The sequence below is a fragment of the Pseudodesulfovibrio sp. JC047 genome, assembly GCF_010468615.1.
In the GTDB taxonomy this organism is placed as follows: Bacteria; Desulfobacterota; Desulfovibrionia; order Desulfovibrionales; family Desulfovibrionaceae; genus Pseudodesulfovibrio.
In genome coordinates, this window is record NZ_WUEH01000003.1 from 202,237 (window position 1) to 212,875 (window position 10,639).

15 protein-coding genes are annotated in these 10,639 nt (G+C 54.0%); 10 read left to right on the forward strand and 5 right to left on the reverse strand.

The features are described from left to right. Nucleotides 1-129: 129 nt before the first annotated feature. The 9 genes from GO013_RS03240 (at nucleotide 130) to GO013_RS03280 (ending at nucleotide 5,788) form a co-directional block, all read left to right on the forward strand. The gene (locus GO013_RS03240; RefSeq protein ID WP_163808612.1) at nucleotides 130-654 is read left to right on the forward strand and encodes a nitroreductase; all 525 of its coding nucleotides are present in this window, start codon (nucleotides 130-132) and stop codon (nucleotides 652-654) included. Beyond that, nucleotides 651-1,271, forward strand: a complete 621-nt coding sequence (locus GO013_RS03245) for an MBL fold metallo-hydrolase (protein ID WP_163808613.1) — start codon at nucleotides 651-653, stop codon at nucleotides 1,269-1,271. The genes GO013_RS03240 and GO013_RS03245 overlap by 4 nt, the downstream gene beginning before the upstream one ends. Before the next feature lie 45 nt (nucleotides 1,272-1,316). Further along, nucleotides 1,317-1,517 (forward strand): hypothetical protein, encoded by a 201-nt coding sequence (locus GO013_RS03250; protein ID WP_163808614.1) that lies wholly within the window; start codon nucleotides 1,317-1,319, stop codon nucleotides 1,515-1,517. After that, on the forward strand, nucleotides 1,514-2,119 hold the full coding sequence (locus tag GO013_RS03255; RefSeq protein WP_163808615.1) for a flavodoxin family protein: 606 nt from the start codon (nucleotides 1,514-1,516) through the stop codon (nucleotides 2,117-2,119). Before GO013_RS03250 ends, GO013_RS03255 begins: the two co-directional genes overlap by 4 nt. Then, nucleotides 2,116-2,853, forward strand: coding sequence for a ComF family protein (locus GO013_RS03260; RefSeq protein ID WP_163808616.1), 738 nt, complete (start codon nucleotides 2,116-2,118; stop codon nucleotides 2,851-2,853). The genes GO013_RS03255 and GO013_RS03260 overlap by 4 nt, the downstream gene beginning before the upstream one ends. 133 nt (nucleotides 2,854-2,986) lie before the next feature. After that, nucleotides 2,987-3,298: a 50S ribosomal protein L21 gene (gene rplU, locus GO013_RS03265; RefSeq protein ID WP_163808617.1), complete on the forward strand. Its 312-nt coding sequence runs from the start codon at nucleotides 2,987-2,989 to the stop codon at nucleotides 3,296-3,298. 18 nt (nucleotides 3,299-3,316) lie between these two features. Next, the gene (rpmA, locus tag GO013_RS03270; RefSeq protein ID WP_163808618.1) at nucleotides 3,317-3,586 is read left to right on the forward strand and encodes a 50S ribosomal protein L27; all 270 of its coding nucleotides are present in this window, start codon (nucleotides 3,317-3,319) and stop codon (nucleotides 3,584-3,586) included. A 100-nt stretch (nucleotides 3,587-3,686) separates the two neighbouring features. Further along, nucleotides 3,687-4,712 (forward strand): GTPase ObgE, encoded by a 1,026-nt coding sequence (obgE, locus tag GO013_RS03275; protein WP_163808619.1) that lies wholly within the window; start codon nucleotides 3,687-3,689, stop codon nucleotides 4,710-4,712. A gap of 227 nt (nucleotides 4,713-4,939) precedes the next feature. After that, nucleotides 4,940-5,788, forward strand: a complete 849-nt coding sequence (locus GO013_RS03280) for a uridine kinase (protein WP_163808620.1) — start codon at nucleotides 4,940-4,942, stop codon at nucleotides 5,786-5,788. A gap of 63 nt (nucleotides 5,789-5,851) precedes the next feature. Here GO013_RS03280 and GO013_RS03285 read toward each other — a convergent pair whose 3' ends face one another. Next, nucleotides 5,852-6,058 carry a hypothetical protein gene (locus GO013_RS03285; RefSeq protein ID WP_163808621.1) on the reverse strand — a complete coding sequence of 69 codons (207 nt, stop codon included), beginning with the start codon at nucleotides 6,056-6,058 and terminating at the stop codon, nucleotides 5,852-5,854. 92 nt (nucleotides 6,059-6,150) lie between these two features. Between GO013_RS03285 and GO013_RS03290 the strand changes: the two genes are divergently transcribed. Next, entirely contained in the window at nucleotides 6,151-6,504 is a 354-nt protein-coding gene (locus GO013_RS03290) for a helix-turn-helix transcriptional regulator (protein ID WP_163808622.1), read from the forward strand. On the opposite strand, the gene GO013_RS03295 is transcribed toward GO013_RS03290, so the two are convergent. From GO013_RS03295 to GO013_RS03310, 4 genes are all read right to left on the reverse strand, one after another. Next, nucleotides 6,470-7,240, reverse strand: coding sequence for a hypothetical protein (locus tag GO013_RS03295; RefSeq protein ID WP_163808623.1), 771 nt, complete (start codon nucleotides 7,238-7,240; stop codon nucleotides 6,470-6,472). The two genes, GO013_RS03290 and GO013_RS03295, sit on opposite strands and share 35 nt — an antisense overlap. Before the next feature lie 144 nt (nucleotides 7,241-7,384). Further along, a complete protein-coding gene (locus GO013_RS03300) occupies nucleotides 7,385-8,551 on the reverse strand; it encodes an MFS transporter (RefSeq protein WP_163808624.1) in 1,167 nt (388 codons plus the stop codon). Between the two features lie 9 nt (nucleotides 8,552-8,560). Beyond that, entirely contained in the window at nucleotides 8,561-9,721 is a 1,161-nt protein-coding gene (gene proB, locus GO013_RS03305) for a glutamate 5-kinase (protein WP_163808625.1), read from the reverse strand. A 636-nt stretch (nucleotides 9,722-10,357) separates the two neighbouring features. After that, on the reverse strand, nucleotides 10,358-10,639 hold a 282-nt coding region (locus tag GO013_RS03310; RefSeq protein ID WP_163808626.1), incomplete at its 5' end, for a transposase.

Genomic DNA, 10,639 nt, shown 5'->3' on the forward strand with positions numbered 1-10,639 from the left:
TGCCCACCTCTGACAAGCCCGTGATAAAAATCACCAGTCCGCCGACACGCACATTTCTGATCGCCCTTGCTCACCAGCCCTTCCTACGGTAAAGGAGAGAGACTCATACCACGAGAGGAAAAGACGCACATGAACACCCACGAAAATCCGACGCTTCAGGCCATATTCTCCCGTCGATCCATTCGCACATTCACGGACGCCCCTGTTTCGCGTGAACATATCCTGACGATTCTCGAAGCAGGTCGATGGGCACCGAGTGGTTTGAACAACCAACCTTGGCGTTTCCTGGTCATCACACGAGACGACCCACGACATGAGGCTTTGGCAGACTGTACCAAGTATTCCCACATTGTCCGTGGGGCTTCGGCCTGCCTCTGCATCCTGCTCGAAAAAAAAGCCATGTACAGCGCAATGAAAGACCATCAAGGGGCCGGAGCCTGCGTCCAGAACATGCTGCTTGCGGCCCACGCACTCGGTCTCGGCGCGGTCTGGCTTGGACAGATTGTCAACGATCAGGCCTCCACGCTCAAGGCACTTGACCTGAACACGGAAACCTATGAACTCCAAGCCGTTGTCGCTCTCGGACACCCTGATCAAAACGGCACATCAAACCGAAAAGAACTCGCTGAGCTTCTGGTGGAGGATTTTGTATGACCATTCGCATTTTCAATCTCGGCCCGCTCCAGACAAACTGTTATGTCCTTGCGGGCGACACAAACGCCATCGTGATCGATCCGGGCGGCGATCCTGCCGAAGTCGTGGAATACCTCACGGCCAATGCGCTCACCGTGACCCATATTTTGAATACCCACCTGCACTTCGATCACACGGCGGGCAACAAGACACTTTCCGGTGTCACGGGTGCCCCCATACTCTGCTGTGACAAGGACGAGGAATTGCTGGATTCCTGGCTTGGCAAAGGCGGAGACATGGGCATTCCCCCCATCGATCTCTATGAATGGCAGAACATCGCTCCGGGCGAGACGCAATTGGCCGGATTCGACTGTACGGTGCTGCACACCCCGGGGCACTCCAGAGGAAGTTTGACATTTTATTTCCCCAAGGTCGAAACAGCGTTTGTAGGCGATCTGATTTTCTATCGGTCCATCGGACGCACCGATTTTCCCGGTGGTGATCTCGATGAACTCAAGCACTCGGTCACCGAACGCATTTTCACGCTGCCGCCCACCACAAAGCTGTTGTCTGGCCACGGCCCGGAAACCACGGTCGCCGATGAAATGACCCACAATCCCTTTTTCTCGGAGTTTTAAATGGGCACCCCGATTTTCGTGGATATCCGCGACCAATGTTGAGGAGTGGGACTGGAGATAGGTTGGTATCTCCGTTTTGCCAAGGCCGACACCATCGAGGCCACCGTGTCCCTGAAAGGAGCAGCACAAGTGCGGCATGAAGAACACATATTCCCGGACTGGACCTTCTCCTTTGAAGAGCATGACGACCATGTGGTGGCGCGTATGACCCGAAAGAAACCCCTTTTCGACATCGAGGACGCATGACCCACAGCGTTATCTATGCGTGCAGCCATCGACGTGGTGGCAATTCGGACCGAGCCGCACAACTCCTTGCACAGGCCGTCACCGAAGCCGGAGGCAGTGCGGAAGTCATCTATCTCCGCAACCATACGGTCCTGCCTTGCCTGGCATGCGGACACTGTGACGAAGCCCACATGAAGCAGGGAAAGGCCCGATGCGTCCTCGGAGAACAGGACGATGCCTACGCGCTCTTCTCGCCCCTGTTCACGGCCCGTACCGTCTTTTTCACCGCCCCCATCTATTTCTATCACCTTCCGTCATTGTTCAAGACATGGATCGACAGAAGCCAACAATTCTGGACCGCAAAACACACTGGGGAACCCTGGATTGCCGACCTTCCAAAACGCACGGCCCATACCGTCCTTCATGCGGGTCGCCCCACCGGGGACAAGCTCTTTGACGGCGCGACACTCACACTCAAATACTTCCTGCATTCCTTCAATCTCACCCTGGCCACACCGCTGGTATTCCGAGGACTGGATCACCGTGACGACCTGAAAGCCGCACCTTCTTTCGAACAACAGATCCTTGACTTGGGACGCACGGCCTCGGCTTCTGCCCAATGAGTTTTTTTGGCGACACCGTTCACGCCGTGGCACGCAGCATCGGATTGACGGCCAGACGCTGCCCGATCTGCGGAACAATCATGCCCGAAAAGGCGCGGATGTGCGCCGCCTGTGCAGCGACACTCCCCCTGTGTACCGGCGGCTATTGTCCGACCTGCGGAGCCATGTCCGGCAGACCCGATGCCCCTCCGAGTCGCTGTCCCGACTGTCGCCACACGCCACCACCATGGGACACGCTTTTTTTCCACGGGCCATACGACACCGCGTTGCGCGAGCTTATCATCTCGTATAAATTCAATAACAACTACAGCCGGAATACCCTGTTGTCCGACCTCGCCGTGACCACCTTTCAAGCCCGAAACACCGAACTCCCGGACTGCATCATTCCTGTCCCACTGCACACACGCAGACTGCTCTGGCGCGGCTTCAACCAAAGTCTGGAAATAGCCAAGGCTCTGGGAAGACACCTTGAACGCCCGGTGCTGAAAAAAGGATTGACCCGCACTCGGAACACCCCGCCACAAACACGGCTCGGACACACCCAACGTCAAAAAAATATCAAGGACGCCTTCATGGCTGATGAAAAACGCGTCGCCAACCGAACGGTTCTCCTGGTGGATGATGTCTACACCACAGGGTCAACTTTGCGGGAATGTGCAAAAACACTCAAACGCGCCGGGGTGTTACGAATGAGTGTCCTGGTTCTGGCCCGAGCGCAACAGATGTCTGGCTGAGCACCCTATAGTGTATGAATTGAATGAACAGGCATAAAAGTCGAAAAAAACGCCAAAAAAAGCCCATGAGGGCTTGACTTTCACCGCCTCTTGCGGATAGGTTGCCTCCTCTTACGAACTGGAGGTTTTTATTATGTTTGCTATCATCGAGACCGGCGGGAAGCAGTATCGCGTCGAAGAAGGTCTTGAATTTAATGTAGATTTACTCAAGGCAGATGCTGGCAACAGCCTGAGCATCGATTCCGTTCTCCTGTTTGACAAGGACGGAGACACAAAGATTGGAGCACCGTATGTTGAAGGTGCCAAAGTCGAGTGCGAAGTCTTGGGCCACATCCGCGGCGAGAAAGTCGTGGTCTTCCACAAGCTGTCCAAAAAGGACGCTCGCAAGACCCAGGGTCACCGCCAGGATTACACGCAACTGAAAGTCAAATCCATCAACGCCTAAGGTTGAGGGGAGGATACAATGGCTCATAAAAAAGCTGGTGGTAGTTCCAGAAACGGACGCGATAGCGCCGGACAAAGACGTGGCGTCAAACGTTTCGGTGGTCAGGAAGTTCTGGCTGGCAACATTCTTGTTCGTCAGCTCGGTACTAAATTTCACCCCGGCGACGGCGTTGGCATGGGCAAGGATTACACCTTGTTCGCATTAGTTGACGGTGTCGTCAAATACGAGAAGTACACACGCAAAAAGGTTGCCAAAACCCGCGTGCACGTACTGCCCGCTGAGGCTTAATTCTCGTTTACATTGCATTTCTCGGGCAGGGAGCGTTTCCAAAACGCTCCCTGCCCGTTTTGCTGTTTCCAGCCGTTGAAAACGGCAGAGGTATTGTTCCATGCGATTTGTAGATGAAGCGACCATCAAGGTTGCATCCGGCAAGGGCGGCAACGGCTGTGCCAGTTTGCGGCGTGAAGCCAATATGCCAAAGGGCGGCCCTGATGGCGGCGACGGCGGCAGAGGTGGAGACCTTATTTTTCGTGGTTCTTCCCGTCTCATGAGCTTGTATGATTTCCGATTGAAGCGCATGTACGGCGCCAAGAACGGAGAACAGGGCATGGGCCGCGACCGCTATGGCCGAGCCGCTGACGATCTGATCGTGGATCTCCCCGTTGGGACTCTCATCTATGAAATCACCGAAAAGGACGACGGCACCACTGACGAAAAACTCATCGCCGACCTTGTTGGAGACGGGACTGAAATCATCATCTGCAAAGGCGGCAAGGGTGGCCGTGGCAACCTGCATTTCAAGTCGTCCACCAACCGGACGCCCAGGTACGCCGAGCCAGGTTTTCCTGGCGAAGAAAAAACCATCCGTCTGGAACTCAAGATTCTGGCGGACGTTGGATTGCTCGGCCTGCCAAGTGCGGGTAAATCCACTTTTATCTCAAAAATTTCTGCTGCTCGTCCCAAGATCGCGGCCTACCCGTTCACCACGCTGGTTCCCAATCTTGGCGTCATTGAAGACGACAACTTCAACCGCATGGTCATCGCTGACATCCCCGGTCTGATCGAGGGTGCCTCTGAAGGACGCGGTCTGGGCATCACCTTTCTCAAACACGTCGAACGCAACCGCTTCCTCGTGCATATTCTCGCTGCTGAAGACGTCAACCGGGACGATCCCACTGACGGCTATGCCATGCTCAATCAGGAGCTGCGTGAATATAACGCCGAATTGAGTGACAAACCTCAAATCAAGGTTATCAACAAGATCGATACCCTGACCGATGAGGAACTGGCCGACATGAAGGCCAAAGTCGCTGTCAGTGGTGAAAAAATCTTCTTCATTTCCGCGCTCACTGGAGACGGCATCGAACCACTGCTTGAACGGATGTGGCAACAGCTTGCCGATCTGAACGAGTAACATTTTTTACCCCGACTTCGGGACCATGGCCCATCCGCACACAGTGGATGGGCCTTTTCAGTGCCCTTCCCGTACCCACAAGCGCTCACTACGCCACGCAGCCCCCTCTCGATAACATTTCCACGCCAATACATCGCGATGTGTTCATACATCCATCGCTTGTTTTTTTCTCCTTGCCAGGTAGTATGAGAATTCAAACTCTCACCAACGATCCAGGAGAAATCGACATGGGTAAGCTTATCAAGGAAAATGACGAAAAAGGACGGCTGCACATTGATACGCCATTGCTGGGCGAATCGCTGGTTTCAAAAAGTCTGCTCAAAAAGACGGAAGCGGACGAATATTTTCGGATGCAGCCAGAGGTCAATGTCCTCAAAATCGGCGGACAATCCATCATGGACCGTGGCGCCAAGGCCCTGTTTCCCATCCTTGAAGAATTGGTCAAGGCCAAGGAAAAACATAAAATTCTTCTGATGTGCGGCGGCGGGACCCGTGCCCGTCACGTCTATAATATCGGTATAGACTTGGGAATGCCCACGGGCGTGCTCTCAAAACTCGGTGACAAGGTCTCCGCCCAGAACGCGGAAATGCTCTCGGTCCTTCTGGCCAAACACGGCGGAGCCATGATCGGCCACGGCGACCATCTCGAACAGCTCCACATGTATTGCCAGCAAGGCTATCTGCCCATCACCACGGGTATTCCTCCCTATGGTTTTTTTGAACACCCAGCTGAAGTCGGCTCCATTCCTCCCCATCGAACGGACTCGGGAGCCTGTCTGCTGGCCGAGAATATCGGTGCCAAATCACTCATCTACCTGAAAGATGAAAAGGGAATGTATGAAAACGATCCCAAGAAAGGCAACCGGGACACCCTCAAATTCATCGACAAGATCCATGTTGACGAACTCATTGAAATGGACCTCGAAGACCTCATCGTCGAACGCCCTGTCCTGACCTTCCTCAAAAACGCGAAGACTTTGAAATCCTTCCAGATCATCGACGTCCTGCGCCACCCCGAGCACGTTCACGCCGCGCTTGAAGGGGAACACGTCGGCACCATCATTTACAAAGATTAACGCCCATTGCGCAAAAAAAAACCGGGAGTCTTTCACTCCCGGTCTTTTTTCACAGTCGTCGCACTATTTCTTTTCACCTTCAGCCCCTTGCCCATCCCGGGTGAGGTACACAACCTCGGCACCGACATGCTCCGCGATCTCGGTCAATTCGACCCTGCGGATACGCTTGGCGTAAATTTTCAGATCTCCACCCTGCACTCCGACAACACGGAAACGGGGCTTTTTTTCACCTTTGTCTGAACGACGACGCTCTCTGACAAATATTTTCATAGGGTCCTCCTTGGCATTGTGCCTTTGTGGATTATTGTCTATAATAGACATATATCCTTTAAACACATAGAGTCAAGAAGGACTTTACCAATATGTCAAAAAAAGTTGGCGGCTCCAAGCCGCAACGATACATTCAGCCCTCGCTCCTCATGGCATTGAGCAACGGCCAATCATACGGATATCAACTCATTCATTCAATCGGGGAGTATGGTTTTCTTCGGGGTGATGCCCCTCCGGGCATGGTCTATCGCCATCTGCGTCAAATGGACGAAGAAGGATTGGTGACCTCGAAATGGGATGCAGAAGGAGACGGTCCCGCCAAACGGGTGTATGCGATCACCCCGGAAGGATCAGAAATTCTGGAAGCGTGGATTCTCCATATGGAAAAACAACGAGACCGGCTCGATGATTTTATTGCGCGGTACCGTCGCATGGAGACGCGATAGGTTTCTCCGTGCCAGATGCGTGTTTTTTTGGCCGTTTGCCGTGTGCCGTTTCCCAAATCCCATGAGAACGTTGACGAAGCTGCAACATGGGCCGCCCATCCCACAAGGACGGACGAATCCACCGGGCATCAACCACCCTGTCGTTCGGCTGCGGAACCAACGGGTCCCGATCCACGGAAATGACGCCGATACCGGCATCGGTCAACTCATGAACCCGCAGATCTGCGGAAAGGTCTCGCAACACACCGTATTCGATAAATCGGCCACACCAGCCGAACCGGGTCAAACCAACAGCGGCAAGCGCACCGATGATGCCATCATTGGTGCCGCCCAAGCCATAGAGTTCGATTGATCCAGCCGTGCGCAAGGCGTCGGTCTGCGTCACGCGCTGACTCGTGACCCGCTGGGCATAGGCGACCACATCCGGGGTCACCTCGGATTCAGGGACAAGACACAACCCGGGATCACTGCCCGGCGCACAGTGGATTTCAAGATGCTCCACCGCCAAACGCCGCAGCGTCTCCACAGAACCGCCGTCTTCCATATCAATGATGGCACAGGCCGAGCTGTTATTTGAGGTAAACGGAATATCTTCAAGACGGGGCAACTGATGGCGCACGATTCCATGGACTGAAAATTCATGGGGAAGTCCGGTTCCAAACTCACGCACCAGACGTCCCGTTCCCATGGGTGCATCCCGATCATCAGTGTCATCAAAGCCAAGATATATCCGCACAATCAGCCTCCAGATAGGTTTGTGCGGCACATTTCCACACCCTCTGTCGAGAGGCAAGCTGATTTTTCCTGCGCGGGGAATGACACTGAAAAACCGAAACCACCCAGTAATGCGGCACCGGACAGCTCCCTCCGAAAGGAACCGTTAGGCTGTATGGTTTTCAATCCCCCATATGGCGAGGACAAAGATACTGACCGAACAGGCCAAGCCGCCATAAAACACGGCGTCCATGCCAAACAGCGAATAAAGTATGCCCATGAGCAGCGGTGCAATGGTCTGGGCCAGCCGCAACAGCAAGCCGTTTGCCGCCATAAAGGCTCCCCGTTGTTCCATGGGAGCGATGGTCGTCAGCATGGTCATGATGGTCGGAATATTCAATCCTTGCGCCAAGCCAAAAAGGATGACGGGAATCACGACATACCATATGCCCGCAGAAACCGGGACAAGCACCATGGACAGACCATAGAGAAAGGCAGCCGCACACAGGAGTTTCCGTTGACCAAACCGTTCTGCGAGTCGCCCGAGCTGAAAGGAAGCAAGGCCAGAAAAGCCTGAAGACAACAGAAAGACCATTCCGATTGACGCTGGAGATGCCCCAAATCGGGAATCCAGCAACAACGCCATATAGGTCACGATCGGCCCATAGAGAATGGTAAATGTCAGCAATGTCGTGGCAAACAGAGAAAGGACCTGTCTGGTTTTCATCTGCCGGTACGCCCCGACCATGTATTCCTTGAAACTCCCGCCACCGCTGGGTTCCGGGGTCTTCATATGCAGAACAATGACCACGCCGAGCGGAATCGCCAAAAGGGGCAGCAGAAAGGGATAATTCCATCCCAAAAGTGCCAACACACCGCCCAAGGCCGGGAATCCCGCCGTGCCCATGGCCAGCATGGACGCATTGTATCCCATGGCCCGACCGCGCTCTCTTCCTTGATATAAATCACCGATGAGAATGCCGTATAACACCCCGAGCGGCGCGGCTCCAACTCCTTGGAAAAACCGCAAAATCAGCAGTTGCTCAATAGTCTGAACAAAAAAACAGGCGCACCCGAAACCACCAAAAATGAACAGGGACGGAACCAGCACGACCTTTCTTCCCACCCGGTCAGCCAGAATACCGACCAGCGGGGCAAAGAGGACACCCGGCAAGGTGAAAACGGAAATAACCAGTCCGATTTTCGCCGGGGTAAAATGCAGCCCGGTCATGATGTCAGGCAGTGCTGGAATAATACTAGAGACACCGAGGACGGCAATCAACGTCACACCGAAAACAAGGTGCAAGTCCTTGTCGAGATATATTTTTCGCATAAAATCCGGCTAAATAGCTGCGTCGAGCAGCAGGTTGTCCCGATGGACCGCCTCAGCAAAGGCAAGAGGACCGAGAATTGAAGCGAGTTCGTGAGTATGTTTTCCCTTGATCTGCCGAAGTTCATCCGCAGAGAAATTCGATTGACCGACGCCGATATCCTCACCGTCAAGCGTCTTGATGAAAATCAAGGCACCGCGGTCGAAACAGCCGTCCACCTCGCTGATCCCGATGGGAAGCAGAGACTTGCCTTTGCTCAAAAGCGCGGTCGCTGCGCCCTTGTCCACCCGGACCGCTCCCGCAGGGTCATCATGGTAGGCGAGCCAGAATTTCTTGCTCGACACACTGTGTTCACGCGGCAGGACAAGGGTTCCGGCAGTATCATTTTCCAATGCCCGCCGGATATCGAATTCGCCTTTGCCGGACACGATAAACGTTGGCACGCCCAGTTGCGCAGCGCGTCGAGCGGCCCGCAATTTCGAATACATGCCGCCCGTCCCCACGGTGGTTTTCCCGTCACACATGGATTCCAGATCAAGCGCGCAAATATCCTTGATAGTCGGCAGAGACCGGGCCTCTGGGTTCGTATCCGGGTTCATGTCAAAAACCCCATCCGCCGAGGTCAGATTGATAAACAGATCCGCACCGATCAGTCCGATGCACATGGCTCCGAGCGTATCGTTGTCACCGAATTCCAATTCACGGGTAGACACGGTATCGTTTTCGTTGATGATGGGAATGACACCCCACTCGAACAAACGCTCCATGGTGTTCCGTGCATTGAGGAACCGGCGACGGAATTTCAGTCCGCTTCGCGTGAGCAACATCTGCGCCGTCACCTTGCCATGTGCGGCAAAGGCTTCATCATAATCGTGCATGAGTCGCCCCTGCCCAACCGCAGAGGCCGCCTGACGCGACGCCATATCCTTATAGTCTTTCCCGTGCTTGTGGGCACTTTCGGCAATTCGCTGCCGACCGGCAGCCACAGCACCGGAGGTGACCAGCACCACGTCCATTCCCGCGTCACTCAACGCGGACAATTGCGCGGCCAGACGCTCGATCGCAGCAGGATTCAACCCGTGGCCCGATGTGACCACAGCGGAACCGACTTTCACCACGACACGTCGAACTTTGCCAAGCAGAGAGTGTCTCTGTACCTCATTTTTCGTCATGGAGGCACGGTACAGCAACACACCCGGTTTGAAAAGTCTTCGGAACAAGGTTCTAGGGGAGCGCTTCGAGCAGCGGGCCTGAAGGGGTAAAGGGGGGTTTCTTTTCTTGATTGAAGATTGAAAGAAAAGAAAAGAGATAAGGAAAAAATCTCATCTTTCCTTGTTTATTGAGCGTTGTGCGCTGCGCGGTGGGGAGTCATTCAGAATTATTCCAAAGGTTTCGCCTTTACAACGACGAGGGGGTGTTCCGGCGGCGGTTATTTTTTTCATTAAAGAACAAAGAAAAATCACAAGGAAAAGACCCAATTTTTCGTTTTTATTGAGTGTAGTGCGCTACGCGGTGGGGAGTTATTCGAAATTATTTCAAAGGTTTCGCCTTTACGGCGACCTGCTTTTTGCGAGGCGGCAAAAAGGAGGCATATATGGACCCGCCCATTTGGCAAGTGCTTTTTTGTTGGCAACGCAGAATCGAATGCTGTCATATATTCGGCCTATACTCTTGATATGGCCCTGATGGATTCCGCGCCTCGGCTCCTCATCAAAAAGGCGGCTCTTTATGGCCGTTGCCTCCTCCAGGTTTTGCCGAGGCCGGTTCGACCTGTTTGCCATCAATCGGCTTGTTGCATTGTCTGGCGGTTATGCAAATTTGTATTCTTCGTCTCTGGCCAACATCGCCCAGCCTATGCGAGCCATTTTATTGGCCCATGCAACCGAGGCTCGCCCGTTGCCCCTTCGCTCCATGAGTCCCGACAGCCACTGACTCCTTTTGTCGGATCTTCTCCCGCAATGGCGTAAGAATGCTCTCCCTCCATGGATAAGTAGTGTGCGCAAATAGGTATTGCCTCGTTTACTGATCCTTCCAAGCCGTTGGTTGTTACCGGATGAATGTTGTCTGGGGACCAGCCCAAGCCAAGCTGC

Coding starts and splice junctions, on each gene's coding strand:
- rplU (WP_163808617.1), top strand. CDS start 2,987: ATGTTTGCTATCATCGAGACCGGCGGGAAGCAGTATCGCGTCGAAGAA.
- GO013_RS03300 (WP_163808624.1), bottom strand. CDS start 8,551: ATGCGAAAAATATATCTCGACAAGGACTTGCACCTTGTTTTCGGTGTG.
- rpmA (WP_163808618.1), top strand. CDS start 3,317: ATGGCTCATAAAAAAGCTGGTGGTAGTTCCAGAAACGGACGCGATAGC.
- GO013_RS03245 (WP_163808613.1), top strand. CDS start 651: ATGACCATTCGCATTTTCAATCTCGGCCCGCTCCAGACAAACTGTTAT.
- GO013_RS03255 (WP_163808615.1), top strand. CDS start 1,514: ATGACCCACAGCGTTATCTATGCGTGCAGCCATCGACGTGGTGGCAAT.
- GO013_RS03280 (WP_163808620.1), top strand. CDS start 4,940: ATGGGTAAGCTTATCAAGGAAAATGACGAAAAAGGACGGCTGCACATT.
- obgE (WP_163808619.1), top strand. CDS start 3,687: ATGCGATTTGTAGATGAAGCGACCATCAAGGTTGCATCCGGCAAGGGC.
- proB (WP_163808625.1), bottom strand. CDS start 9,721: ATGACGAAAAATGAGGTACAGAGACACTCTCTGCTTGGCAAAGTTCGA.
- GO013_RS03285 (WP_163808621.1), bottom strand. CDS start 6,058: ATGAAAATATTTGTCAGAGAGCGTCGTCGTTCAGACAAAGGTGAAAAA.
- GO013_RS03240 (WP_163808612.1), top strand. CDS start 130: ATGAACACCCACGAAAATCCGACGCTTCAGGCCATATTCTCCCGTCGA.
- GO013_RS03290 (WP_163808622.1), top strand. CDS start 6,151: ATGTCAAAAAAAGTTGGCGGCTCCAAGCCGCAACGATACATTCAGCCC.
- GO013_RS03260 (WP_163808616.1), top strand. CDS start 2,116: ATGAGTTTTTTTGGCGACACCGTTCACGCCGTGGCACGCAGCATCGGA.